Genomic DNA, 25,663 nt, shown 5'->3' on the forward strand with positions numbered 1-25,663 from the left:
CTGAGCTGGGTCTCAGCGGGGCAGGACCGAGGTGCCCATGAGGTGCTGGTCGATGGCGCGGGCGGCCTGACGGCCCTCGCGGATGGCCCAGACGACGAGGCTCTGGCCGCGGCGCATGTCCCCAGCGGCGAACACGCCGTCGACGTTGGTGTGGTAGCCGCCCTCATCGGTGTGGGCGTGGACGTTACCGCGCGCGTCCTTCTGGATGCCGAAGGCGTCGATGACGCTGCCGACGGGGCTGACGAAGCCCATGGCGAGCAGGACGAGGTCGGCCTTGTGGATCTCCTCGCTGCCGGGCACTTCGGTCAGCTGGCCGTCCTTGAATTCCATGCGGACGGTCTTGACGCCCGTGACCTTGCCGCCCTTGCCGATGAATTCCTTGGTGGCGATGGCGAATTCACGCACGGCGCCTTCCTCGTGGCTGGTGCTGGTGCGGAGTTTCATGGGCCAGTAGGGCCACACGAGGGGTTTGTTCTCCTGTTCGGGCGGCTGGGGCATCACCTCGAACTGGGTCACGGACGCGGCGCCGTGGCGGTTGCTGGTGCCGACGCAGTCGCTGCCGGTGTCGCCGCCGCCGATCACGATGACGTGCTTGCCTTCGGCGCGCAGCTGCTTTTTCAGCTTGTCCCCGGCGTTCACGCGGTTCTGCTGGGGCAGGAACTCCATGGCGAAGTGAATGCCGTCCAGGTCGCGGCCGGGGGCGGGCAGGTCGCGGGGCTGCTCGGCACCGCCCGCCAGAAGGACGGCGTCGAATTCGGCTTTCAGCTCGTCGGGCGTGACGGTCTGCTTGCTGAGGTTCGTGACCTTGCTGGCGTCGGGCCACGCGCCCACCAGCACGCCGGTGCGGAAGGTGACGCCCTCGGCCTGCATCTGCTCCACGCGGCGGTCGATGTGGTGCTTGTCCATCTTGAAGTCGGGGATGCCGTAGCGCATCAGGCCGCCCACGCGGTCGTTCTTCTCGAACACGGTCACGTCGTGCCCGGCGCGCGCGAGCTGCTGCGCGGCGGCCAGCCCGGCGGGGCCGGAGCCGATCACGGCGACCCTCTTCCCGGTCTTCACGGCGGGGGGTTGCGGCGTGACCCAGCCTTCCTGCCAGCCGCGTTCGATGATGCTCAGCTCGATGCTCTTGATGCCGACCGCGTCGCCGTTGATGTTCAGGGTGCAGGCGGCCTCGCAGGGCGCGGGGCAGATGCGGCCCGTGAACTCGGGGAAGTTGTTCGTGGAGTGCAGGGTGTCCAGCGCCGAGCGCCAGTCGTCCTGGTACACGAGGTTGTTGAAGTCCGGGATGATATTCCCGACGGGGCAGCCGTTGTTGCAGAACGGGATGCCGCAGTCCATGCAGCGGGTCGCCTGGAGGCGGGCGGCGTCGGGCGCGAGGGGCAGCAGGAACTCGTGGTAGTGCTTGAGGCGCGCGTCGACCGGGGCGTACTGGTCCTTGATGCGCGGCTGGTCGAGGAAGCCGGTGATCTTGCTCATGCGTGCTCCGGTGGGGGGACGCGCCCGGCCCGTGTGGGCGGGGCGCGGAAGGGGGTTACTTGGTGAGCGTGCCCTGCGCGGCCACGGGATTGGTGGGCTGCGCGGTCTGCATGCTGGTGGTGTCGGCGGCCTGCACGGTGCCAGCCTCGGCACGTTCGCGCAGGGCGCGCTGGTATTCCTTCGGGAAGACCTTGACGAAGCGTTTCAGGGTGGCCTCCCAGTCGTCCAGCAGTTCCGAGGCGCGCTGCGAGCCGGTCCACTTGTGGTGGCTTTCGAGCAGGCGGCGCAGGTGCGCCTCGTCGCTCTGGCCCAGGTGCAGGGCGCCGCCCGTCTGGGCGAGCTGCTGGTCCTCGGGCAGCAGGGGGTGCAGGTCCACCATGCTGGTGTTGCAGCGCTTCTCGAAGCTGCCGTCCAAGTCGTACACGTAGGCGACGCCGCCGCTCATGCCGGCCGCGAAGTTCCGGCCGGTCTGGCCGAGCACGACGACGGTCCCGCCGGTCATGTACTCGCAGCCGTGGTCGCCGGTGCCTTCCACGACGGCCTCGGCGCCGCTGAGGCGCACGGCGAAGCGCTCGCCCGCCACGCCCCGGAAGAAGGCCTCACCACTGGTCGCGCCGTACAGGACGGTGTTCCCGACGATGATGTTCTCCTCGGCCTTCCCGCGGAATTCGATGCTGGGGCGCACGACCACGCGGCCGCCGGAGAGGCCCTTGCCGGTGTAGTCGTTCGCGTCGCCGATCAGGTACAGGGTCAAGCCCGGGGCGAGGAACGCGCCGAAGCTCTGGCCGCCGGTGCCTTCCATCTGCACGAACACGGTGTTGTCCGGCAGCCCTTCCGGGCGCACGCGGGTCAGTTCGCCGGACAGCATCGCGCCGACGGTGCGGTTGACGTTGCGGACGTCCTGCAGGAAGTGCACCTTCTCGCCCTTCTCGAAGGCGGGACGGCACTTCTCGATGAGCTGGAGGTCGAGCGCGCCGCTCAGGCCGTGGTCCTGGGTGTGGAGGTGGCGCACGCCGACCTCTTCAGGCACTTCGGGGCGGTAGAAGACGCGGCTGAAGTCCAGGCCCTGCGCCTTCCAGTGCTCGATGCCCTTTTTCGTGTCGAGCAGGTCGGCGCGGCCGATCAGGTCGTCGAAGGAGCGGATGCCCAGGCTGGCCATGATGGCGCGGACTTCCTCGGCGATGAAGAAGAAGAAGTTGATGACGTGCTCGGGTTTGCCCTGGAAGCGGGCGCGCAGCACCGGGTCCTGCGTGGCCACGCCCACAGGGCAGGTGTTCAGGTGGCACTTGCGCATCATGATGCAGCCCTGCGCGACCAGCGGCGCGGTGGCGAAGCCGAACTCGTCGGCGCCCAGCAGCGCGGCGATCACGACGTCGCGGCCGGTCTTGAGCTGCCCGTCGGTCTGCACGCGCACGCGGTCGCGCAGGCGGTTCAGGACGAGGGTCTGCTGCGTCTCCGCCAGGCCCAGTTCCCAGGGCGACCCGGCGTGCTTGATGGAACTCCAGGGGCTGGCCCCGGTGCCGCCGTCGTGCCCGGCGATCACGATGTGGTCGGCCTTGGCCTTGGCGACCCCGGCGGCGATGGTGCCCACGCCGACCTCGGAGACGAGTTTCACGCTGATGTCCGCGCGGGGGTTCACGTTCTTCAGGTCGTGGATGAGCTGCGCGAGGTCCTCGATGGAGTAGATGTCGTGGTGCGGGGGCGGGCTGATCAGGCCCACGCCGGGCACGCTGTGGCGCAGGAAGCCGATATACTCGCTGACCTTCCCGCCGGGCAGCTGGCCGCCCTCGCCGGGCTTGGCGCCCTGCGCCATCTTGATCTGGATCTGGTCGGCGCTCGTCAGGTAGTTCGTGGTGACGCCGAAGCGACCCGAGGCGACCTGCTTGATCTTGCTGCGCAGGCTGTCGCCGGGTTCCAGCGGGTAGTCCACCTCGACCCGGCTCTCGCCGAGGATGCTGGCGAGGGTGTGGCCCTCGCCGAGCGTCTCGCCGCGCATCTCGCGTTCGTAGCGGGCGGGGTCCTCGCCGCCCTCGCCGGTGTTGCTCTTGCCGCCGATGCGGTTCATGGCGACGGCCAGGGTGGTGTGCGCCTCGGTGCTGATCGAGCCGAGGCTCATGGCGCCCGTGGCGAAGCGCTTGACGATCTCGCTGGCGGGTTCGACCTCCTCCAGCGGGACGGGGGTCACGCCGTCGGTGCGGAATTCAAAGAGGCCGCGCAGGGTCATGTGGCGCTTGCTCTGGTCGTTGATGATCCGGGCGTACTCCTCGAACGTGGCGTAGTTGCCGCTGCGCACCGAGTGCTGCAGCTTGGCAATCGAGTCCGGCGTCCACATGTGCTCCTCGCCGCGCACGCGCCACGCGTACTCGCCGCCCGCGTCGAGGTTCTGGGCCAGCACGGGGTCGTCGCTGAACGCGCCGCGGTGGTTGCGCAGGGCTTCTTCCGCCACCTCGAAGATGCCGATTCCGCCGACCTGGGTGGGCGTGCCGTAGAAGTACTTCTGCACGAAGTCGGTCTTCAGGCCGACCGCCTCGAACAGCTGCGCGCCGCAGTAGCTCATGTACGTGCTGACGCCCATCTTCGACATGATCTTGCTCAGGCCCTTGCCGATCGCCTTGATGTAGTTGTAGATGGCCTTGTGCGCGTCGATGCCGTGCAGGGCGGGCATGCCGGGCACGTCGGTGTGCAGGTTGATCAGGGTTTCCAGCGCGAGGTACGGGTGGATGGCCTCGGCGCCGTACCCGGCGAGCGCGGCGAAGTGGTGCACCTCGCGGGCGTCGCCGGTCTCGACGACCAGACCGACCTTCATGCGCAAGCCCGCCTTCACGAGGTGGTGGTGGATGCTGCTCAGGGCCAGCAGGCTGGGAATCGCGACGCGTTCGCGGTCCACGCGGCGGTCACTGATGACGATGATGTTGTGGCCGCTCTCGATGGCGTCCACCGCCCAGGCGTTGATGGTCGCCAGTTTGGCTTCCACGCCGCGCGCGCCCCACTCGGCGGGGTAGGTGATGTCGAGGTCGTACGCCTTGAACTTCCCGCGGGTGTGTTCCTCGATGTTGCGCACGCGGGCCATGTCGTCGAAGTCCAGGATGGGCTGCTCGACTTCCAGGCGCAGCTGCGGGTTCACGGCGTTGATGTCCAGCAGGTTCGGGCGCGGCCCCACGAACGACACGAGGCTCATGACGACCGACTCGCGGATCGGGTCGATGGGCGGGTTGGTGACCTGCGCGAACAGCTGCCGGAAGTAGTTGAACAGCGGCTTGTTCTTGCCGGACAGCACGGCCAGCGGGCTGTCGTTGCCCATGCTGCCGATGCCTTCCTCGCCGGTCAGGGCCATGGGGCCCATCAGGAACTTCAGGTCCTCCTGGGTGTACCCGAAGGCCTGCTGGCGGTCCAGCAGCGACTCGCGGAACTGCCCGACCGTGCCGGTCTCCTCGCTGTCGTCCAGGCGGAAGCGGGTGTTCTCCACCCACTGCGCGTAGGGTTTGGCGGACGCGAACTGGTTTTTCAGTTCGTCGTCCTCGATGATGCGGCCCTGCTCGAAGTCGATCAGGAACATGCGGCCCGGTTGCAGGCGCCACTTCTTCACGATCTTGCTCTCGGGGACGGGCAGCACGCCGGATTCGCTGGCCAGGATGACCAGATCGTCGCGGGTCTGCACGTAGCGGGCGGGGCGCAGGCCGTTGCGGTCCAGGGTCGCGCCGACCTGTCGGCCGTCGGTGAAGACCATCGCGGCCGGGCCGTCCCAGGGCTCCATCATGCTGGCGTGGTACTCGTAGAACGCGCGCCGGCGCGGGTCGAGGTTGGCATTCTGCTCCCAGGCCTCGGGGATCATCATCATGGCGGCGTGCGCCATGGGGTAGCCGGCCAGCGTCAGGAGTTCGAGCGCGTTGTCGAAGGTGGCGGTGTCGCTTTCGCCCTCGAAGGAGATCGGGTAGAGCTTCTTCAGGTCGTCGCCCAGCACGGGGCTCTGCATGATGCCCTCGCGGGCGCGCATCCAGTTGAAGTTCCCCTTGACGGTGTTGATCTCGCCGTTGTGCGCGACCATGCGGTAGGGGTGCGCCAGCGGCCACTCGGGGAAGGTGTTCGTGGAAAAGCGCTGGTGAACCAGGGCAAGCGCACTGACCACGCGTTCGTCCTGCAGGTCGAGGTAGTACTCGCCGACCTGCGTGGCGAGCAGCAGACCCTTGTAGATGACCGTGCGACACGACATGGACGGCACGTAGTACTCGGCGCCGTGCGTGAAGTTCAGCGCGCGGATGGCGTTGCTGGCCCGGCGGCGGATGACGTACAGCTTGCGTTCCAGCGCGTCGGGGACCAGCGTGTCGGGTCCGGCGCCGACGAACACCTGCCGGATGACGGGTTCCTTCTCCCGCACGGCGGGGCTCATGGGCATCTCGCGGTTGACGGGCACGTCCCGCCAGCCCAGCACGACCTGCCCCTCGGCGACGATGGCGCGTTCGAGTTCCTGCTCGCAGGCGCGGCGCGAGGCGATCTCCTTGGGCAGGAAGATCATGCCGACGCCGTAGTCGCCCAGGGGCGGCAGGGTCACACCCTGCGCGGCGAATTCGGCGCGGTAGAACTCGTCGGGAATCTGGATCAGGATGCCCGCGCCGTCGCCCATCAGGGGGTCGGCGCCGACCGCGCCGCGGTGGTCGAGGTTCTCGAGGATCTTGAGGCCCTGCTGCACGATGGCGTGGTTCTTGCGGCCCTTGATGTGCGCGACGAAGCCCACGCCGCAGGCGTCGTGCTCGGCACCGCTGTACAGGCCCTGCTCACGGGCGAGGTTCAGTTCCGCGCCGCTCGCGGGGGTGGCGGGGGTGTGCGGCGCTTCAGCCGGCGTCACCCGGTTGTCTGTTCTGTTCATGTTGACGCTCCCATCTCGCTCGTGACTCGCATCCGCCTGCGGGGTGCAGGCTGCTGGAATTACGATACAGACGGGCGCATGTCTATGCAGGGTCGTTGTTTATAACGGGGCTAAAGGTGGCCCGCATCATTTTTCGATCAAAGTGCACGGTTTTGCCAGAAACGGGCAACAAATGCCAGTCAAATGTGTCGGTCGCGCAACCGGGTGGGAGCAGAGGGCCGGTTGAGGCGCACACCTGCGCAGTACCGGCGAGGACCAGAACATGCCTCTGGAAGCGCTGCCATACATACTTTCCCCAGCGGTGCAAGCCCCTGACGGCGGCCTTCAGCCCGGCCGGGGGCTCAGGGCGGCGAGAGCAGCAGCAGCGCGATTTCCGGCTCGCACAGGTTCCGCAGCGGCACCCCGCTCATGCCCAGGCCACGACTCACGAACGCGGGCGACCCATACGCGCCTTTCACCCAGCCCATCGCGAACCGCTGCCCATACCGGCTGGGCACGACCGGCGCCCCGATCAGGGGGAAGCGCACCTGACCCCCGTGCGTGTGCCCGCATACCACCAGCCCCGCCGGACCCGGCAGGTCGGGCAGCAGGTCCGGATTGTGAATGACCAGGACCGTCGCCCGGTCCCCCGCCCCGGCCAGCGCGGCCGGGATGTCCGGCTGCCCGAACCACATGTCATCCACGCCGCCCACCCACACGTCGTCACGCAGCGCGCGGCCCTCATTGCGCAGGACGGTGACGCCCGCCCCGGCCAGCGCCTGCGCGAAGGCCTCGCGCCGCGCCTGCCAGTCCGCCCGGCGGCGACCGTAGCGGCGCCCCGCGCGGCCAAAATTCCCGTAATCGTGGTTGCCCCACACCGCGTACTTGCCCAGTGGCGCCTGCAACCGCGCCAGTTCACGCAGCAGCGGGTCCTCGGGGCGGTCCATGCGGGCGTCCAGCTGATCGCCGCCCAGCAGCACCACGTCCGGTTGCAGGGCGTTCGTGGCGTCCACCCACGCGGCCACGCTGCCCGCGCCGATGTACAGGCCGTAATGCAGGTCTGTCAGGAACGCGACGCTCAGCGGGGCGCGCAGGCCCGGCAGGGCGCGCGCGTGGCGCGTCACGCTGAACTCGAAGCCCTGCGCGACCCCCGCCCCGCCCCCCAGGGCCACGGCCGCCCCGCCGCCCAGCAGGGAGCGCAGGACCGCGCGCCTCGTGACCCTCACGCCTGCACCCTACACCCTCCCCCGGGCCGCTGCGTCCGCCGGAAGGTGCAGGCGCTAGACTACCCGGTATGAAGGTGCCCGACTTGCAGCTTGTCATCGACGTTCTGGACGAGGACGCGGGCCTCGCGGACGTGGAGGACACCCGCGGCCGCACCTACCAGCTGCCCGCCGAGTGGCTTCCCGGCGCTGCCGACGGGGCCGGCTACCGCGTCAGCACACACGCGGGCGCTGTCACGTTCACGCCCGACCCGGACGCCGCGCGGGCGCTGCGTGAACGCAGCAAGCAGACCCTGCTGGACTTCAGTGACGAGCACGACAGCGGCGAGCAGGACGACAGCCCCGCCGGGGGCCGCGCTTGACCCGCCAGGTGCTGATCATCCCGGACCTGCACGGCCGGCCGGACCTGCTGCGCGCCGCGCTGCATCAGTTCCCGGACGCGCACTACCTGGGCCTGGGTGACGCGGTTGACCGGGGCCCGCGCTCCATGGCGGTCGTGGGGACCCTGATGGACCTGCACCGCGCCGGGCGCGCCACGCTGCTGATGGGCAACCACGAGCGCATGATGCAAGAAGGCGTGAAGTACTACCGCCAGTACCTAGGCACGCACGACCTGGGCGATTACCGCCGCGCCATGGAGGGCTTCCAGTGGTGGATGAAGGCCGGGGGTGAAACGGTTCGCACGGAGCTGGGCGGCCTGACCCTGGAGAAGTTCCCGCCGCTGCTGGAGGAGTACCTGGGCGTCCTGAAGCGCGTGGTGTACGTCACGGCGGACGGGGAGATTCACGACCAGCCGCCCACGCATCCCAGCGTGCTCGTGTCGCACGCCGCGCCGCCCGTGCGGCACCCGCAGCACCTCAACCCGCTGTCGGCGGCGCTGTGGCTGCGGCCCTTCGAGGGGCCCTTCCCGCTGCCGGAAGGGGTCACGTACTCCGTGCACGGGCACACGCCCGTCCCGATTCCCTGCCGCCTGGGCCGCCACGTGTACCTGGACCTGGGCGCGTACGACACGGGCCGCCTGGCGGTCGCAGAGGTGAACGTGCACGGCCTGCCGAACGTGACGGTCCTGTGCGGGCGCGGGGACCCTAGCCGGGGCCGCCGGTACGCCCGGTTCGGCGAGCCGGTGCCGGTCACGCCGGTGGATCTGCCCGGCGCGCCGTCCCGCTGAGCGGGGGCGCGGGTCAGGCCCCCAGGGGCCGCAGGTCGTCCTGCCGCCCTGAGAGCCATTCGGGCGGACCGGCCCGCACGATCACGTCCTCTTCCAGGCCGATGAAGCCGTGCCCGGGCACCATGACGCCCAGCTCCAGGGTGTACACCTCGTCCTCACGGACCGCTCCCTCGACGGTCTGCCCGTAGCGGGGCCAGCGGGGCCCCAGGAGGGTGCCGCCGTCGTGCGTGGCGCGGCCCAGTCCGTGTCCCAGCGCGTGCTGGTACTCGGGGTACCCGGCGTTCACCAGCGCGGCGCGGGCAGCGTCCACGGCGTACCCGGGCGTGCCAGGGCGCAGGGCGTCCGCACCGGCCTGAATGGCGGCCCAGCATGCACGGAAGGCGGCCTGCACGGCGTCCGCGACCGGCTGACCGTCCGGCAGGCGGTACACCCGCTGGAGGTCCGAGCCGTACCCGTGCGCCAGCCGCACGCCGTAATCGATGTGCAGCAGCGCGCCGGGGTGCAGGGCGTGCTCACCGGGCGGCGCGTGCGAGGGCCGGCTGTCCGGGCCGATGTGCACGTTCGGGCAGGCCGCCCAGCCCCAGGTGGGCTCGGCGCCGTCGCGGCGGCACAGCCCATGCAGGAACGCCGCCACGTCCCGTTCGGTCCAGCCGGGCCGGGCAGCGGCCGCCATCTCGCGCAGGTGGGCTTCCGCCAGGGCCACGGCCTCCCGGATCGCGGCGTGTTCCTCGGGGGTCTTGACTGACCGCAACTGACCCAGCAGCGGCGCGGCGCTGTCCCACGCCAGCGCGGGCAGGTCAGCGGCGGGGGCCAGCCAGCCGCGCACGCGGCGTTCCAGGCCCGCGGTCAGGCCGTCGCACAGGGGGTCGTCCTCGCTGATGTTCAGCAGCACGCGCCGCGCGCCCAGCCGCGTGACCTCGACCCGCAGCAGAGCCCGTAGATCGGCGTCGTAGCCGTGCACGGTCCAGCCGGGCGGCACGGCGTCCGCGTCGAAGCGGCCCACGATCGCCACCGCCTCAGTGCGGGTCAGCAGGAAGAGGCTGTCCCAGGTGACATCCACACCCGCCACGAGCGTCAGGGCCGGTTCCGGGCGCACGCCCGACTCGCGCGCCGCGATCAGCCACACCTCGCCCGGCTCGAGGAGCGCCTGCGCCTGCCGCCGCTTGCCGTCCTGAAGCGCGTGGAATGCCGTGTTGGGTGCCATACGAGAGGATAGAGATTCAGTCGGGCGCCGGTGCGCTCAGGATCGCCTGCGCCTGCGCGAGGCCCTCAGGGGTGTCCACATCCAGCAGCAGCCGGGCGGGAAAGGTCAGCGTGACGGCCTGCGCGGCGTGCTGGCGGATCAGGTGACGGGGGCCGTGATCGGCGTCCGGGGTGTCCTGCACGGCGCGCAGCAGATCGGCGCGGAACAGGTGTGGGGGCGCCCGGACCGGTTCGGTGCCGGGCCCGGCGTACTCGGCCAGCACGACCGGCGCGCCCGAGTCCCGGAACGCGGCCAGCAGCGCGGAGTGCTCCGCGCCGCTCAGCAGCGGCATGTCCGCCAGCGCGAAGTTCGCCGCCAGTCCCGCAGGCAGCGCCGCGGCGGCGACGCGGAAGGAACTCGCCAGGCCCCGCGCGGGGTCGGGGTTCACCACGAACGTGAACGGCAGGCCCGCTAGCGCCGCCCGGACGCCCTCCCCGACCTCACCGGGGGGCAGGACGCACAGCAGCGTGTCGTGACCGCCGTCCGCGAGGGCCTGCGCGGCGTGCCGGACCAGGGGCCGCCCGGCCAGCGGTTCAAGCTGTTTGGGGCGGCCCATGCGGGTGCTGCGCCCGGCGGCCAGCAGCACGCCCGCGACCGGATCCTGGGGGAAGGGGGGCATACCCTGAATCGTAGGCCAATCTTTCTGCAACCCCCACGCCCCTACAATGCGGGGCGTCAGGTCAACCGGTTCTGCCCGCGCCGCTGCGGGCTCACGCTTCCCTTCCCGTGGAGGTCACGCATGAAACTCAGTTACTCAGGTCAGGAGAAGGTGCAGGCGTCGCCCGCCGCCGTGTGGGCGTTCGTGCAGGACCCGGAACGGGTCGCGCGCTGCCTGCCGGACGTGCAGGACGTCGTCGTGCACGACCAGACGCACATGGACGCCACCGTGCAGGTGGGGGTCGGCATGGTGCGCGGCAAGTTCAAGTTCAAGATTGAGGTGCTGCCCGATGAGGCGGCCAACTGCGTGAACGTGAAGGTGCAGGGCGGCGGGCTGGGCAGCGTCGTGGATCTCACGGCGGGCGCGAACGTCGTGGACAACGGCGACGGCACCACCACGCTGGACTGGACGGGGGACGCCACCATGCGCGGCCCGGTCGCCACGGTGGGTGGGCGCCTGCTGGACGCGCAGGCGCAGAAGCTGATCTCGAAGACCTTCGAGAACATGAGTGCGAACGTGAGTGCCTCCGCCGGCACGCTGGCCTAGGCGTGCGCGGCGCCCGGCTTCACGGGGTGGCCCCGGCTGCCGGCGTGAAGCCGGGCGCGGCCTCAGCCCGGTTCAGTGCTGGGCAGGGCCAGCGGCGCGCGGGGCGGCACGGCGCTCACCTCGCCGTGGGGCGAGACGGCCAGCACCCCGGCCTCCGCGAGGGTCCAGATGGCGCGGTGAACGCTCATCTCGGTCGCGGCGTCCCCTCCGGGCGCCAGGCGGTCAAGCATCTGGGTATACCGCAGGGTTCCGGCGCTGCCCCCAGCCCAGGGGGTGACGTCCAGCACGGCGCGCAGCACCTGCCGCTGCGTGGGCGTCTGCGCCCGGGCCAGCAGGGTGCGCCGCGCCTCCTCCTGACTCAGGCGGGCCTCGCGGGCCTCACGGCGCCGGGTGAGCAGCGCCAGCACCTCCGGGTCGCTGGGCGCGCCGCCCCGTCGCTCCGTGATCAGGCGCTCCAGGCGATCGTCGGCGCGCTGCGAAGCCCGGTCGCGCAGGTCTCGGGCGCGGGCGCGCAGGCCCGCCCCGGCCTCCTCCACGGGTTCGCGCAGGGCGCTGACGGTGCGGCGCGCCACCTGCGTGGCGTCCGCGACGGGATCGGGGGCCGGGTCGGCCAGGGCGCGGCCCAGGCGGATCAGCGTGTTCAGGGTTCGGGTGCGGCGCTCGCTCATGGGTGCTCCGGGGCCCCGGTGCGGGGCGGATGGGGTCAGCTTAGCGGCCCGGGCCGGGCGGGCACGTCCGCCGAAAGGCGCAGTGAAGACCACGGCGGCCGGGCCGCCTGCCCCCAGTACGGGGTGGCGGCCCGGCCAGTTGCGCCACGCGGTCCGTGCGCGCCCGGGCGCTCAGGCCACCTGACCGGACGGCGCGAGGGGCTCCGGGGTGTCCAGTTCACCCTGCGCGGTCCGGCGCGTGGTCCACAGGGCGCCCAGGCCCGGTCCGGCCACACTGACGGCCCCGACGACCGCCCACAGCAGGCCGCTGTCTGTGGGATCAAGCAGCGCGGCCAGGATCAGCAGGGCGCAGGTGATACTGCCGTGCGCGGTCAGGGCCGGCAGCAGGCTCATCCGGGCGCGGCGGGCCTGGGCGGCGCGGGCGCCGAAGTGCAGGCCCGCAGTGAGGGCGATCAGGGCGCACAGCAGCAGGGGCAGCGTCATACCCCGAGCGTAGGCGGCCTCCTCTCACCGGAGCGTCACGTCCGCCCGGGCAGTCAGAAGATTAAGATGCGGGCATCAGATGTTTTTTCCTCACCAGGAGCGCAGATCATGAACGGTAAGAACCACTGTCAGACGACCCGGGGCGCCTCATGATCCCGGCCGTGCAGGAGTTGCAGGACGCCTTCCAGACGCGCGGGTACGTGGCCGGGGACGCCCTGGCGACCTCGCTGCGGCTGGTGGTGGGCCTGGGCAAGCCGCTGCTGCTGGAGGGTCCGGCCGGGGTCGGGAAGACCGAGGCGGCCAAGACGCTGGCGGACGTGCTGGACACCCGCCTGATCCGCCTGCAGTGCTACGAGGGGCTGGACGCGCAGTCGGCGCTGTACGAGTGGAACTACGCGCGGCAGCTGCTGCACCTGCGCGCGGCGGAACTGCGGGGCGACGGCGTGGCCGACGACGACCTGTACGGCGAGACGTTCCTGATGCCCCGGCCCCTGTTGCAGGCCATCCGCGAGCCGAAACCCGCCGTGCTGCTGATCGACGAGATCGACCGGGCCGACGACGCCTTCGAGGCCTTCTTGCTGGAACTGCTGGCCGAGTGGCAGATCACCGTGCCTGAACTGGGCACCCTGAGCGCCGTGAGCCGCCCGCACGTGATCCTCACCAGCAACCGCTCCCGGGAACTCAGTGACGCCCTGCGCCGCCGCTGCCTGTACCACTGGACGGAATACCCCAGCCGCGCACAGGAACTGCTGATCGTGCAGTCGCGCCTGCCGGGCATCAACGAGACCCTGGCGCGGCAGGTGACAGACGCCGTGCACGCCCTGCGCGCCCTGCCCCTGGGCAAGACGCCGGGCGTGGCCGAGACGCTCGACTGGGCCTCGGCGCTGCTCAGCCTGCATGCCGACCACCTGGACGCCGGGGCCCTGCAGGCCACGCTAGGCGCGGTACTGAAACTGCGCGAGGATCAGCTGCTGGCCGCCCCCACCCTGCAGGGGGTGGCGGCAAAGGCGCAGGCGCGTGGCTGACGCCGCCCGGTCCGTCTCGCCGTCGCTGGCCGCGCAGGTAACGGCCTTTGCCGCTCGGTTGCGGCGCCAGCACGGGTTCCTGATCGGGCCGGGCGAGGTGCGCGACGCGCTGCGGGCCCTGGAGTGGGTGGATGTCCTCTCGCGGCGCGAGGTGCGGGGCGCGCTGCGGGCCGTGCTGACGGCCAGTCCCGAGCAGGGCCGCACCTTCGACCTGGAATTCAACGCGTTCTTCCGCGCGGCCGGCCAGCCGCAGCCCACCCTGCCGCCCCTGCTCCCGGAGACGCCCGCACCGACCGAGCCGGACCCGGACGGGAAGGAGCAGCAGCCCCCTGACCGCGAGCCGGGTCCCGACCCGGACCAGCGCCAGGAGCCGGCGCCGCCCACCCCGCAGGCCGGGGCCGATCCAGGGGGCGACCTGCCCGACGGGGACGCCCTGGGAGACGGGCTGGACAGCCCGGACGGCGACGAGCAGGACGCCCCGGTCATGCAGGCGCGCGTCAGTCCGAACGCCGCGCCGGGCGAGGCGCTGCGCGTGGACGCGGGCGACCTGCCGGGCCTGCTGCGCGCCGCCACGGGCCTGATCCGCGCGCTGGAACTGGGCCGCGCCCGCCGCCTGCGCCCCCTGCCGCGCGGGCCGAAACTGGACGCGCGGCGCACCCTGCACGCCGCCGCCCGCACCGCCGGGGACGCCGTGCACCTGCGCTGGCTGGGCCGCCCGCGCCGCGCGCCGCGCTTTCTGCTGGTGCTGGACGGCAGCCGCTCGATGGGCCGGGACGCCACGCTGCTGCTGCGTTTTGCGCAGGCACTGCACCTGCGCTCCCGGCGGGTGGAGGTCTACGCGTTCAGCACCGCCCTGACCCGCCTGACCCCCCTGATCCGCGGCGCCGCGCCGGGGCAGCCGCTGACCCTGCCGGACCTGGGGGACGCCTGGGGCGGCGGCACGCGCATCGGGGAGAACCTGCTGCGCCTCGCGCGGGACGAGCGGGGCCGCGTGAACCGCGACACGGTCATCCTGATCCTCAGTGACGGCCTGGACACCGGCGACCCGGCCCTGGTCGGGCGCGCCCTGCGGGACCTGCGGCGGCGCGCGGCGGGCGTCGTGTGGCTCTCACCGCTGGCCGCCACGCCCGGCTACCGCCCCGTGCAGCGGGCCGTGGCGGCCGCCCTGCCGCACCTGGACGCCCTGCTGCCCGCGGGCGGCCCGGAGGACCTGCACGCCCTGGGCCGCCGCCTGCGCGCCGCGCGCCTCTCCCGTGGCGCCGCGCCACCGGTATCCTGAGGGCACCGCGCACGCAGCAGCAGAGCACTCACCTGAACCGGCCGGCCCGAGGTCACGGCGCCGACCCTCCTTCCCGGGCCGCTCCGGCAGGACACAGGCCAGCAGGAGATCACGCCCTGCTGGCCCAGCCGCTCATGGGCTGTCCGCGTTCAGAGGTCGCGGCGGCTGAAGCGCCACATGGCGGCCGCCAGGCCCAGCACGCTGAGCACGGCGGCCCAGCCGATCAATAACGGATCGACCGGCACGGAGCTGACGAAGGGGTTGGCGCCGCGGCTGAACTCCCCGACCTGCCGCATGATGTCCGGCTGGAGGTGGTAGCTGGCGCCCAGCCACAGGGCGTTCGTGGGCATCAGGGCGTTCGCCACGCGGCCCAGGGTGGTCAGGGTGGGCGTGTCGGCCAGCGTGCCGATGGCGCTGAGGATCCCGCCGGTGAAGCCCACGCCGTACAGCACGAACACACCGATACCGTTGGCGAGCGTGGTGAACAGGGTGCTGCCCAGCACGGTCAGGGAGGTCAGGACCGTGACGGCCAGCAGCAGCAGGCCGGCGGCGGGCAGCGCCTCGGGCGGGGTGTACCCGGTGATCAGGCGGATGCCCCCCAGCAGTCCGGCGCTGAGCAGCGCGACGTACGCGACGTTCACGGCCGTGAAGCCCAGCCAGCGGCCCGCGACGAGCTGAGCGCGGCTGACGGGCCGGGCGATGACGCTCTGCATGACGCCGCTCTCGATGTCGCCGCTGATCGCCCCGACGGTGGACAGCACGCCCATCAGGGACCCCAGGAAGTACACGAGGTACATGCCGAACATCGCGCTGAACATGACCGGGAGGTTCGCGGCGCCGGTGGGGCTGCGGCCGTCCAGGCCCGCCTGCACCGCGCGGTCGTCCAGCGTGAGTTCCAGGCGGTACACGCCGAACAGGAAGAATCCCAGGAAAAGAGCGGAGAGGATCAGCAGGACGCTCACGAGGCGCTTGCGGGTGGCTTCCCGCAGGGACAGTTCGGCGATCAGCAGGACGTTACGCACGGCGGACCTCCGTCTGGGCGCGGGCCGCTTCGGTGCGGGCCGCTTCCGGGGTGTCCTCGATCAGGTCGAGGAACATGGTTTCCAGGTCGGGGCGGCGGGGCGTCAGGGCGTACAGGCGGGCGCCGCTGGCGTGCACGGCGTCCGCCACGGCGGGCACCTGGTCGTCGCGGGTCAGCCACAGTTCCACGTCCGCGCGGCCCGGGGTGTTCGTGTCGGTGCGGCGCACCTCGCCCAGGCGGGCCAGGGCCGCGAGCAGGTCTTCCGGCAGGGTATCCACGCGCAGGTCGACGGGCAGCACGCCGCCCATGAGTTCCCGCATGCTGCCCTGCGTGAGCACCTGGCCGCGCTTCACGAAGGCCACGCGGTCGCAGACCTGCTCCACCTCGCTCAGCAGGTGGGAGTTCAGGAACACCGAGGCGCCCTGCGCGCGCAGCCGCTCGATGATCTCGCGCACCTCGACCCGCCCGATGGGGTCCAGGGCGCTGGTGGGTTCATCCAGAAACACCAGCTCCGGGCGGGCCAGGATCGCCCCGGCCAGCCCGGCGCGCTGGAGCATGCCCTTGCTGTAGCCGCCCAGCGTCTCGTGCCCGCGCCCGCCCAGGCCGACCTCGTCCAGCACCTGCGGGATGCGCGCGCGGCGTTCGGTGGCGCTCAGGCCGGCCAGGCGCCCGTGGAAGTCCAGGAATTCGTGGCCGGTCATCCAGGTCTGGAAGCGGAACTGTTCGGGCAGGAAGCCCAGCCGGGCGCGTACGGCCGGGTCGTTGGGGTGGCCGCCCAGCACGCGCACCTGCCCACCGCTGGGCTGCACGAGGCCCAGCAGCATCTTCACGGTGGTGCTCTTGCCCGCGCCGTTTGGGCCCAGGAATCCGAACACCTCGCCGCGGGGGACGTTCAGGGTCAGGCCGTCCACGACCGCCCGCCCCCGGTACGTCTTGCGCAGTTCGCGCGTGTCGATGGCCGCTTCAGTCATGCCGCCCAGCATAGGCGCGCCGGTGCCGGGCCCGCGTCCACCTTTCGGTGAGCGCCGCCCCCCCCAGTTCCCCCACCGGAGGCCGTACAGGTGACCTTACTGAAGGAGGGGCGTTTCATGGAGAATGAGGCTCAGATGCCTGCCACCCCCACGCGGGACCACCTGGACGCGCTGCTGCCCGCCGACACGCCCACCGACCTGATGGCCCGCCTGCGGACCGCCAAGGACGGGCAGGCGCGGGCGCTGGCGCTGGTCGAGGTGGCCCGTCACACCCGCGAGACGTCGCTGGGGAGCGCGCAGGCGCTCGGTGAAGCCGCCCTGAGTGAGGCGCTGCGCTGCGGGTCCGCCCGCGCCGCCGTGGAGGCCCTGATCGGCCTGACGTTCGTGTCGGCCAGTCTGGGCCAGCAGGAGCGGGCGCTAGACGCCATCGGGCGCGCGCAGGCCATGCTGGAAGAACACCGCCTGACGGAACTGCTGTCCGCCGTGCTGAATACCCGCGCCCTGACGCGCCTGACCGGCGGGGACGTCACGGGCGCCCGGCAGGACCTGCAGGACGCCCTGGACCTCGCCCGGCAGGCGCGCGACCCGGCCGACCAGGGCAACGCACTGGTGAACCTGGCGTGGCTGGCGTGCAGCACCGGCGATCCCAAGGACGCCCTGCACCACCTGAACCTGCTGGAGGAACTGATTCACACGCTGGGCGACGAGGGCCTCGCCGAGAGTCTCAGCGCGTACCTGCACGAGAACCGCGCGCACGCCTACGCGCTGCTGGCCCGGCAGGCGCAGGAACTCGGCCGGGAGGACGCGCAGCGGCAGGCGGTGCAGCAGGGCCTGATGGTGCTGCGCGCCGCCCGCACGGCCCTTCAGGCGACGCCCAGCCTGACCAGTGAACTGCTGTGCGCCGCGCACGAGTCCACGCTGCTGCGCCTGCAAGGGGACCTGCGCGGCGCCGAACGCCTGGCGCGCCGCGCGGCGCAGCTGAACGCCGTCCTGAAGCAGCAGCTGTACATCGAACCGCAGGTGTGCCTGGCGGAACTCCTCCAGGCCCGCGGGGAGATCGACGCGGCGCTCTCGCAGTACAGCGCGGCGCTGGACATCGCCCGGCGCCAGCACCGCCACCTGGACATCCAGCGGCTGCTGAGCGCCATCAGCGCCCTGCACGAGCAGCAGGGTCGGCTGCCCGAGGCGCTTGACGTGCTGCGCGAGGCGCTCCAGGCGGCCAACACGGCGCTGGACCGCGTGAACGGCGCCGCCGCCCGCCACCTGCAACTCGACCGGGAACTGCGGCAGGCCCGCGCGGACGCCAGTTCCTGGCAGGACCGCCTGCGGCACGCGGAGGTGCAGGCCCGCCAGGACCCCCTGACCGGGCTCCTCAACCGCCGCGGCCTGGAAGAGGGCCTTCAGCAGCTGCAGTTCCCGGGGGACGGCGCGCGGCCCGCGGACTGGTCGCTGCTGGCCGTGGCGTTCGTGGACGTGGACCACTTCAAGCACGTGAACGACCGCCACTCGCACGCAGTGGGCGATCAGGTGCTGCGCGTGGTGGGGCGCCTGCTGGCGGGGCAGGTGCGGCCCGGGGACCTGCTGGGCCGCTACGGGGGGGAGGAGTTCGTGCTGGTCACCCCGGTCCGCACGCGCGGCCGGGCGCACGGCCTGGCGGAATCCTGCCGCCGGGCCGTGGAGGCGCACGACTGGTCCGCACTGCTGCCGGACATGCACCTGACGGCCAGCGTGGGGTACGCCGTGACCACCCCGGACCGGTTGCCGCAGGCGCTGCGCATCGCGGACGATCACCTGTACCGCGCGAAGAACGCCGGGCGCAACCGCGTGTTCCCCGCCGCACCCTGACCCCTGGCCGCAGGCGCGGCGGCGGCCTTCATTCGCGCTGCGCTGCCGCGCGGGGCGCTACACTCGCCCCTGGATGCCGCTGGAACCGGGAACGCAACTTGCCGGGCGTTACGACCTGCTCGCCCTGCTGGGCGAGGGCGGCAGCGCCCGCGTGTTCCGCGCGCACGACACCCTGCTGAGCCGTGAGGTCGCCCTGAAGGTGCAGCACGCGCACGTGCCCGACTCGGACCGCGAACGCTTCCTGCGGGAGGTCCGCACCCTGGCGCGCCTGACGCACCCGGGCGTGATCCCAGTGCTGGACCTGGGCACCGACCCGGAGGCCGGGCGGCCCTTTTTCACCATGCCGCTCATGACCGGCGGTCCCGTGACGGCGCTGGGCCCGCTGGAGGACGCGCCGCTGCCCCTGGCGCGCTTCCTGACAGCCGCGGCCGCCGCGTCCCGGGCGCTGCATTTCATTCATGCGCGCGGCATCACGCACCGCGACCTGACGCCCGGGAACGTCCTGCTGGACGACGCGTGGATGCCCCGCATCATGGACTTCGGGCTGGTCGCCCTGACCGAGCAGACCCGCCACCTCACGCGCAGTGGCGTGACCCTGGGCACCCCCGCGTACATGGCGCCCGAGCAGGCGCGCGGCGTGGGCGTCGGCCCCCTGAGTGACCTGTACGCGCTGGGCGCCGTGCTGTACCGCGTGGCGTGCGGCAGCCCGCCGTTCGTGGGTGACAGCGACCAGAGCGTGCTGTACCAGCACGTGTACGAGGCCGCGCCCGACCCGCGCGACCTGAACCCGGCCGTGCCGGACGCCGTGGCCCGCGTGCTGCTCAGCCTCCTGACCAAACGGCCCGAGGAGCGGCCCCCCACCGGCGAGGCGCTGGCGCACCTGTGGGCGCTGGCGCGGCGTGACATCTGGACCTCGCACGCGCGCGGACAGTACCGCGGGGGCCGCACCCGCACCGGCGAGCACCCGGACGGCCCCGCCCAGGTGGACGCCCTGCGCGAAGCCTGGAGCGTGCCCCTCCCCGGCGAGGTCACGTGGCCCGCCGCGGTCATGGGCGAAGGCGACCTCGTGGCCGTCGGCACCCGCGGCGGACAGCTCGTCCTCACGCACGCGTCGGGGCGGCCCTTTGCCACGTACGCCGCGCGCGACGAGGTCACCGCGCCCGCCACCTTCCACGCCGGGCACGTGCTGTTCGGGGCGTGGGACGGCACGCTGCGCCGCGTGGACCTCACCAGCGGCGCGCAGCTGTGGCAGCACAAGGCCCGCGCGGAACTCACGGGCGCACCCACCCTCTGGCACGGGCAGGTGCTCGCCAGCAGCCGCGACGGGCACCTGTACGCCCTGAACGCCCAGACCGGCGACCTCAGGTGGGCGTACCGCACGGGCGGCCCGGTCGCCGCCAGCCCCCTGGTGTGGGCCGGCGCGGCCCTGGTCAGCGACGAGAACGGCTGGCTGCACGCCCTGGACGCCCGCAGCGGCCACGGCCTGTGGAAGGTCGAGGTGGGCACCATGCACGGCACGCCCGCCCTGATCCCCACCGCGCCCGGCAGCGCCACCCTGGTCGTCGCCACCTGGGAGGGCGAGGTGCACGCCCTGACGCTGCGCGCCGGAACGGGCCGCGTCAGCATTGACCCCGACCCGATCCTGTGGACGTACGACCTGGAAGACGAGGTCTGGGCCTCCCCCGCGCTGACGCTGTCCGGCGCGCCCGGCGGCACCGCCATCCTGGCCGGCTGGAGCGGCGAGGTCCGCGCCCTGCGCCTCAGTGACGGCGAGGACCTCTGGACGCACCGCCTGCAGGGCCGGGTGACGGCCAGTCCCGTCATCAGCGCCGGACTGGTGTTCCTCGCCTCCGAGGACGGCGAACTGTGCGCGCTGGACGTCCGCAGTGGCGCCGTCCGCTGGACACACCGCGAGACCACCGGCGTGCAGGCCACCCCCCTGGCCGCCGACGGCACGCTGTACGTGGCGTTCATGAACGGCACCCTGCGCGCCTACCGCGCCGCGCCGCGCCCCAGCTGAGCGGGCCGCCCCTGAGGCTTCTCAGGTGGGCGTGACATTTGCTTTAACACACGCGCCTACACTGACAGCAGGTGAACGCGGCCAGCCCACGCCGGGCGGCCCGAGGAGGAACGAACCCCATGCCCAACATCGGACCTGCTGAACTGCTGGTGATTCTGCTCGTCGCGCTGGTCGTCTTCGGCCCCCGCAAACTTCCCGAACTCGGCAAGAGCCTCGGCGCGGGCCTGCGTGAATTCCGCAAGAGCACCCAGGGCCTGAAAGACGAGTTCGAGGGCAGCATGCGCGACACGCCCCCCGGCCCCGCCCCCGTCCAGACCATCCACGCGCCCGCCCAGGCCGTCGCCGCCCCAGCGCAGGCCGTGACCGCGCCCGCCCCGCAGGCCGTCACGGCCGAGACGGTCACAGCCCCCACCCCCAAAGACCAGGTCTGAACCGCAATCCAGACCAGTGCCAGGCGGCCTCCGGGTCGCCTGTGCTCTGTCACGCGTCCATCAAGAGCATCCGGTCAGGCTGGCGCGGCGCCCACCCCTCAGGACGCTGCGGACAGCCCTGCCCCCCTAGGAACACGCTCCTCATTCTGGTTCGCGCTCATGTGAGGCAGAGCGGCTTCGGCCTGCTTGTTACGCTGCGGGTCATATGTCGTGGACTGGGGATTGTACGTGCTGGCGCGGGTGAGGAGCGCGGCGCTGTTCGGCGTGGACGCGGTACCGGTGGAGGTCGAGGTGGACGTCTCGCCAGGCCTGCCTGCGTTCACAGTGGTGGGCCTGCCGGACCAGTCAGTGAGCGAGGCGCGCGAGCGGGTGCGGGCGGCGGTGCGGAACGCGGGCCTGCCGTTCCCGGCGGCGCGGATCACCGTGAACCTGGCCCCGGCGGACCTGCGCAAGGAGGGGCCACTGTACGACCTGCCCATCGCACTGGGCGTGCTGGCCGCGCAGGAGGCCGTGCCACTGGCCGCGTTGGCAGGGGTGGTGGTGGCGGGCGAACTGGCCCTGGACGGATCACTCCGGCCGGTGGCCGGGGCCGTGAACCTGGCGCTCCTGGCCGGGTCGCTGGGCGCAGACGTGCTCCTCCCGGAGGGGAACGCGCCCGAGGCGGCGCTGATCGAGGGCACGCAGGTGTTTGGCGCGGCGTCCCTGCTAGATGCGGTGCGCCACCTGACGGGCGCGGCAACGCTGAACGTGACGCCGCCCCCCAACCCAGACACGCCGGACAGCGCCGCCCTGCTGGATCTGGCGGACCTGAAAGGCCAATCCGGGGCGCGCCGGGCGCTGGAGGTGGCCCTGGCAGGCGGGCACAATCTGCTGCTGGTGGGCTCGCCGGGCAGCGGGAAGACCATGCTGGCCCGGCGCGCGCCGGGGCTCCTGCCGCCACTCACGCGGGCGGAGGCGCTGGAGGTGACGCGGATTCACTCGGCGGCGGGACTGCTGACCGCGCGGGGGCAACTGAGCCTGCAGGCGCCCTACCGCACGCCCCACCACACCGTATCGGACGCAGGTCTGATCGGCGGCGGCAGCGTGCCCCGCCCGGGCGAGGTGAGCCTGGCCCACCGGGGCCTGCTGTTCCTCGATGAATTCCCGGAGTTCAGCCGTAAGGCGCTGGAAACGCTGCGCCAGCCGCTGGAAGACGGTCACGTGACGATCAGCCGCGCGCGGGCCAGCGTGCAGTACCCGGCGCGGTTTCAGCTGGTCGCGGCGATGAACCCCTGTCCGTGTGGGCATCACGGCGACCCGGAGAAGGCGTGTGCCTGCACGCTTGCCGAGCGGACGCGCTACGCGGCCCGGTTGAGTGGGCCGCTGCTGGACCGGATTGATCTGCTGGTGCGGGTGCCTCGCCTGACGGTGGATGAGTTGACGCGCGCGCCGGAACCGGAGGCGTCTGGTCCGGTGCGGGCCCGGATTCTGGCCGCTCGGGCGCGGATGCTGGAGCGCCAGGGGGCGCGGAACGCGGATCTGCATGGGCAGGCGCTGCGGCGAGCCGCGCCGCTGGGCGCCGGACCGGAGGGGTTCGCGCGGGCGGCGGCGCGGCAGCTGGGCCTGACGGGCAGGGGATTTGACCGTGTGGTGCGTGTGGCGCGGACGGTGGCGGATCTGGCGGGCAGTGACGACATCCGCGAGGCTCATCTGGCGGAGGCAGTCACGTACCGTCCGCGTGACCTGGGCAGCGGCTGACCGTTACCCTATTCGGCGTGAGTGCCGCCCCTGTCCCGAATTACGAGTGGTTGTTCGCCCGCACCCGCGCGGGTCGTGAGCGGGGACCTGGGGTGGCGCGGGCGCTGCTGGACGCGCTGGGCCGCCCGGACACACAGTTCCGGAGTGTGCGGGTGGTGGGCACGAACGGGAAGGGCAGCACCTGCGCAATGCTGGAGGCGGGGCTGCGCGCGGCGGGGGTGCGGGCGGGGCGGTTCACGAGTCCGCACCTGACGCACTTCGAGGAGCGGGTGCGGGTGAACGGCGAGCCGATCCCGGCCGCGGAGACGGCGGCGTTCATCGCCTGGGCGCGCGCGCACGGGGGGGACGCGGCGTTCTTCGATCTGACGCTGGCGCTGGCGGCGCGGGTGTTCGCGGCGAGGGGTGTGGAGGTCGCGGTCATGGAGGCCGGGGTGGGCGGCGCGACGGACGCGACGCAGGCGCTGGAGAACGTGGCGGCGGTGGCGCTGACAAACGTGGCGCTCGATCACGTGGGCGTGCTGGGGAGCACGGTGGCGCAGATCGCGCGGGACAAGGCGGGCGCGGCTCGGCCCGGCGTGCCGCTGCTGACCACGGCGGCAGAGGAGGCGCTGGACGTGATCGCGGAGGTCGCTGAGGGGGTGGGGGCGCCGCTGCTCACCCCAGGCACCCACCCGGACCTGTTCGCGCTGCCGCGCCCGCCGCGGCTGGAGGGACCGCATCAGGCGCGCAATGCCGCGCTGGCCGCCGCGACCCTCCGCACGCTGGGGTACGGGGCGGGCGTGGACGGCGCGCTGGACGCCACGCACCCGGGCCGCCTGGAACGCTTCGACGTGGACGGGCGGACGGTCCTCGTGGACGGCGCGCACAACCCGCACGCGGCTCAGGCGCTGGCGCTGGCGGTGCCGCGCGCGGACGTGCTTCTGTTCGGAAACCTCGCCCGGAAGGACACCGCGGCGACGCTCGCACCGCTGCTGACGGTGGCGGCGCGGCGGGTGTTCACGGCGCCCGGCGACCTCGCCACGCCGCCACAGGAGCTGGCGGCCCAGTACAGCGGGGACGCCATCCCGGAGCCCGCGCAGGCGCTGGCGCACGCCCTGAGGCTCACGCCGCCCGGCGGTACGCTGCTGGTTGCCGGGAGCCTGTACCTCGCCGGGCAGACCCGCACGCTGCTGGGGGGCGCTTGACAGGTTCCGGGGCCGCCCGTATACTTCTCCTCGCTCTGGATCGTTAGCTCAATTGGCAGAGCAGCTGACTCTTAATCAGCGGGTTGTAGGTTCGATTCCTACACGATCCACCACACTGAGAAGCCCCCGCCCCGCGCGGGGGTTTTTCCTGTTGCTCCTCCCCTGCTGCTCTCGGCGCGCGGGCCGCGTGCTGCTTCGGGCGCGTACACTGGCCTCTATGTTGCTGTACGGGCGGAATCCGGTGCTGGAAGCGTTGCAGGACGGACGGGTGTCCGAGGTGCTGGTCGCGCGTGGGGTGGAAGAGGCGTTCGTGGCGCAGCTCAAGGCCACGGGCGTGCGGATGAAGTTTGCGCCGCGCATCGAGCTCGATCAGCTGGCGGGCACGACGCAGCATCAGGGCGTCCTGACCGAGGTGGAGGACCTGGAATGGGCGTCGGTGGACGACATCCTGGATCTCGCGGAGAAGCGCGGTGAGGACCTGCTGATCGTGCTGCTGGACGGCATCACGGACCCGCGGAACTTCGGAGCGATCATCCGCAGTGCGGAGGTGCTGGGCGCGCACGGCGTGGTCGTCGAGGAGCGCCGCAGCGCGCCGCTGTCCCCGGTCGTGGCGAAGACGGCGGCGGGCGCCACGAGTTACCTGCCGGTCGCGCAGACGAAGAACCTGCCGCGCCTGATGGACGCCCTGAAGAAGGACGGCGTGTGGGTGTACGGCGCGGCGGGCGAGGCGGCGCAGGACGTCCGGAAGGTGGATTTCAGCGGGAAGGTGGCGTTGGTGATCGGCGCGGAGGGCGAGGGCATGCGCCGTCTGGTGCGTGAGAAGTGCGACGCGCTGGTCAGCATTCCGGTGCGGGGGCGGGTGCAGAGCCTAAACGCGTCGGTCGCGGCGGGCATCCTGCTGTTCGAGGCGTCCCGGGGCCGCGCGTGAGTGACCGCCGGGTGGAGGTCCTGCGCGGTGAGAAGTTGACGCTGGAGGTCCTGCCGGAGGTGGGGGCCAGCGTCCTGAACCTGCGCGCCGCGTCGGGCCGCCCGGTGCTGCGCCCGGTCGAACTGGGGAGCGTGGAGACGAGCAGCCAGTGCGCGAGCTTCACGCTGATCCCGTTCAGCAACCGCGTCCGCGACGCAAAATTCGTGTTCGGAGGCCGTGAGATTCAGCTCCGCCCGAACACGAAGGACGGACTGGCGCAGCACGGGGACGTGCGCAACCGCCCCTGGCACGCCGAGCGCGTGAACGACACACACCTGCGCTGCACCTTCGACTCGCGGGACTTCACGGACATGAACTGGCCGTGGGCATTCACGGCAGGGATCGAGTACCGGCTGCACGGCCCGCACCTGGACATGACGCTGACCCTCACGAACGAGGACACCAGCGACATGCCCGCCGGGATGGGCCTGCACCCGTACTTTGCACGCGTGCAGCCGGACCTGCCGGGCGTGGACCCGGCGCTGACGGTGGGCGCGGAGCTGATCTACGACACGGACGAACGCGTCCTGACGGTCGGCGCCGCCCGCGAACTGCACGCTGACGAGGACTACCGCACGCCCAAGCCCGTGGGGTCGCGGGAGATCAACACGACGTACACGGCGTGGGACGGCGTCGCTCGGCTGGACTGGGGTGCGCGGGCGCTGACCCTCACGGCGGACAACGTGTACTCGCATCTGGTGGTGTTCACCGCACCGGACGGGAGCCTCGCGCTGGAACCCGTGTCGCACGCGACGGATGCATTTAACTTGGCCGCGCAGGGCGTGCCGGGCGTCGATGTGCGCGTGCTCACGCCGGGGCAGACGCTCGCGGGCACAGTGCGCCTGACCCTCGACGGCGACTGGTAAGCCCCTCCT

21 protein-coding genes and 1 tRNA gene are annotated in these 25,663 nt (G+C 72.1%); 13 read left to right on the forward strand and 9 right to left on the reverse strand.

Annotation, left to right across the window (positions count from 1 at the left end):
* Positions 1–12: 12 nt before the first annotated feature.
* From IEY63_RS14910 to IEY63_RS14920, 3 genes are all read right to left on the reverse strand, one after another.
* Positions 13–1,476 carry a glutamate synthase subunit beta gene (locus IEY63_RS14910; protein ID WP_189069795.1) on the reverse strand — a complete coding sequence of 488 codons (1,464 nt, stop codon included), beginning with the start codon at positions 1,474–1,476 and terminating at the stop codon, positions 13–15.
* 55 nt (positions 1,477–1,531) lie between these two features.
* Positions 1,532–6,340, reverse strand: a complete 4,809-nt coding sequence (locus tag IEY63_RS14915) for a glutamate synthase-related protein (protein ID WP_189069796.1) — start codon at positions 6,338–6,340, stop codon at positions 1,532–1,534.
* A gap of 341 nt (positions 6,341–6,681) precedes the next feature.
* Positions 6,682–7,545 carry a metallophosphoesterase gene (locus IEY63_RS14920; RefSeq protein WP_189069797.1) on the reverse strand — a complete coding sequence of 288 codons (864 nt, stop codon included), beginning with the start codon at positions 7,543–7,545 and terminating at the stop codon, positions 6,682–6,684.
* A 68-nt stretch (positions 7,546–7,613) separates the two neighbouring features.
* Between IEY63_RS14920 and IEY63_RS14925 the strand changes: the two genes are divergently transcribed.
* Both IEY63_RS14925 and IEY63_RS14930 read left to right on the forward strand, forming a co-directional pair.
* A complete protein-coding gene (locus tag IEY63_RS14925) occupies positions 7,614–7,904 on the forward strand; it encodes a hypothetical protein (RefSeq protein WP_189069798.1) in 291 nt (96 codons plus the stop codon).
* On the forward strand, positions 7,901–8,710 hold the full coding sequence (locus tag IEY63_RS14930) for a metallophosphoesterase (RefSeq protein WP_189069799.1): 810 nt from the start codon (positions 7,901–7,903) through the stop codon (positions 8,708–8,710). Before IEY63_RS14925 ends, IEY63_RS14930 begins: the two co-directional genes overlap by 4 nt.
* Before the next feature lie 13 nt (positions 8,711–8,723).
* Here the strand turns inward: IEY63_RS14930 and IEY63_RS14935 are convergent, their stop codons facing one another.
* Both IEY63_RS14935 and IEY63_RS14940 read right to left on the reverse strand, forming a co-directional pair.
* Positions 8,724–9,914, reverse strand: coding sequence for a M24 family metallopeptidase (locus IEY63_RS14935; RefSeq protein ID WP_189069800.1), 1,191 nt, complete (start codon positions 9,912–9,914; stop codon positions 8,724–8,726).
* A gap of 16 nt (positions 9,915–9,930) precedes the next feature.
* A complete protein-coding gene (locus IEY63_RS14940; protein ID WP_189069801.1) occupies positions 9,931–10,572 on the reverse strand; it encodes a nucleotidyltransferase family protein in 642 nt (213 codons plus the stop codon).
* Between the two features lie 120 nt (positions 10,573–10,692).
* On the opposite strand from IEY63_RS14940, the gene IEY63_RS14945 reads away from it, so the two are divergent.
* Positions 10,693–11,157 carry an SRPBCC family protein gene (locus tag IEY63_RS14945; RefSeq protein ID WP_189069802.1) on the forward strand — a complete coding sequence of 155 codons (465 nt, stop codon included), beginning with the start codon at positions 10,693–10,695 and terminating at the stop codon, positions 11,155–11,157.
* A gap of 62 nt (positions 11,158–11,219) precedes the next feature.
* On the opposite strand, the gene IEY63_RS14950 is transcribed toward IEY63_RS14945, so the two are convergent.
* On the reverse strand, positions 11,220–11,825 hold the full coding sequence (locus IEY63_RS14950; protein WP_189069803.1) for a hypothetical protein: 606 nt from the start codon (positions 11,823–11,825) through the stop codon (positions 11,220–11,222).
* Positions 11,826–11,996: 171 nt separating this feature from the next.
* Entirely contained in the window at positions 11,997–12,308 is a 312-nt protein-coding gene (locus tag IEY63_RS14955; RefSeq protein WP_189069804.1) for a hypothetical protein, read from the reverse strand.
* 149 nt (positions 12,309–12,457) lie between these two features.
* Between IEY63_RS14955 and IEY63_RS14960 the strand changes: the two genes are divergently transcribed.
* Positions 12,458–13,333, forward strand: a complete 876-nt coding sequence (locus IEY63_RS14960; protein ID WP_189069805.1) for an AAA family ATPase — start codon at positions 12,458–12,460, stop codon at positions 13,331–13,333.
* Positions 13,326–14,612 (forward strand): VWA domain-containing protein, encoded by a 1,287-nt coding sequence (locus tag IEY63_RS14965; protein ID WP_229784736.1) that lies wholly within the window; start codon positions 13,326–13,328, stop codon positions 14,610–14,612. Before IEY63_RS14960 ends, IEY63_RS14965 begins: the two co-directional genes overlap by 8 nt.
* Before the next feature lie 149 nt (positions 14,613–14,761).
* On the opposite strand, the gene IEY63_RS14970 is transcribed toward IEY63_RS14965, so the two are convergent.
* Both IEY63_RS14970 and IEY63_RS14975 read right to left on the reverse strand, forming a co-directional pair.
* Positions 14,762–15,634 carry an ABC transporter permease subunit gene (locus IEY63_RS14970; RefSeq protein ID WP_189069806.1) on the reverse strand — a complete coding sequence of 291 codons (873 nt, stop codon included), beginning with the start codon at positions 15,632–15,634 and terminating at the stop codon, positions 14,762–14,764.
* On the reverse strand, positions 15,627–16,604 hold the full coding sequence (locus IEY63_RS14975; protein ID WP_229784737.1) for an ABC transporter ATP-binding protein: 978 nt from the start codon (positions 16,602–16,604) through the stop codon (positions 15,627–15,629). Before IEY63_RS14975 ends, IEY63_RS14970 begins: the two co-directional genes overlap by 8 nt.
* Positions 16,605–16,739: 135 nt before the next feature.
* Between IEY63_RS14975 and IEY63_RS14980 the strand changes: the two genes are divergently transcribed.
* The 8 genes from IEY63_RS14980 (at position 16,740) to IEY63_RS15015 (ending at position 25,654) form a co-directional block, all read left to right on the forward strand.
* On the forward strand, positions 16,740–18,449 hold the full coding sequence (locus IEY63_RS14980; protein WP_189069808.1) for a GGDEF domain-containing protein: 1,710 nt from the start codon (positions 16,740–16,742) through the stop codon (positions 18,447–18,449).
* Positions 18,450–18,522: 73 nt separating this feature from the next.
* The gene (locus tag IEY63_RS14985) at positions 18,523–20,469 is read left to right on the forward strand and encodes a serine/threonine-protein kinase (protein WP_189069809.1); all 1,947 of its coding nucleotides are present in this window, start codon (positions 18,523–18,525) and stop codon (positions 20,467–20,469) included.
* A gap of 119 nt (positions 20,470–20,588) precedes the next feature.
* Positions 20,589–20,900, forward strand: coding sequence for a twin-arginine translocase TatA/TatE family subunit (tatA, locus tag IEY63_RS14990; RefSeq protein WP_189069810.1), 312 nt, complete (start codon positions 20,589–20,591; stop codon positions 20,898–20,900).
* Positions 20,901–21,110: 210 nt separating this feature from the next.
* On the forward strand, positions 21,111–22,637 hold the full coding sequence (locus tag IEY63_RS14995) for a YifB family Mg chelatase-like AAA ATPase (protein WP_229784738.1): 1,527 nt from the start codon (positions 21,111–21,113) through the stop codon (positions 22,635–22,637).
* 17 nt (positions 22,638–22,654) lie between these two features.
* Positions 22,655–23,821 carry a bifunctional folylpolyglutamate synthase/dihydrofolate synthase gene (locus IEY63_RS15000; protein WP_189069811.1) on the forward strand — a complete coding sequence of 389 codons (1,167 nt, stop codon included), beginning with the start codon at positions 22,655–22,657 and terminating at the stop codon, positions 23,819–23,821.
* A gap of 37 nt (positions 23,822–23,858) precedes the next feature.
* Positions 23,859–23,934, forward strand: a tRNA-Lys gene (locus IEY63_RS15005).
* A gap of 104 nt (positions 23,935–24,038) precedes the next feature.
* Positions 24,039–24,749, forward strand: coding sequence for a 23S rRNA (guanosine(2251)-2'-O)-methyltransferase RlmB (gene rlmB / locus IEY63_RS15010; RefSeq protein ID WP_189069812.1), 711 nt, complete (start codon positions 24,039–24,041; stop codon positions 24,747–24,749).
* Complete coding sequence (locus IEY63_RS15015) at positions 24,746–25,654, forward strand: aldose 1-epimerase (RefSeq protein WP_189069813.1); 909 nt, start codon at positions 24,746–24,748, stop codon at positions 25,652–25,654. The genes rlmB and IEY63_RS15015 overlap by 4 nt, the downstream gene beginning before the upstream one ends.
* The last annotated feature ends 9 nt before the right edge of the window (positions 25,655–25,663 follow it).

Origin of the sequence: Deinococcus radiotolerans, assembly GCF_014647435.1 — a bacterium.
GTDB lineage: Bacteria > Deinococcota > Deinococci > Deinococcales > Deinococcaceae > Deinococcus > Deinococcus radiotolerans.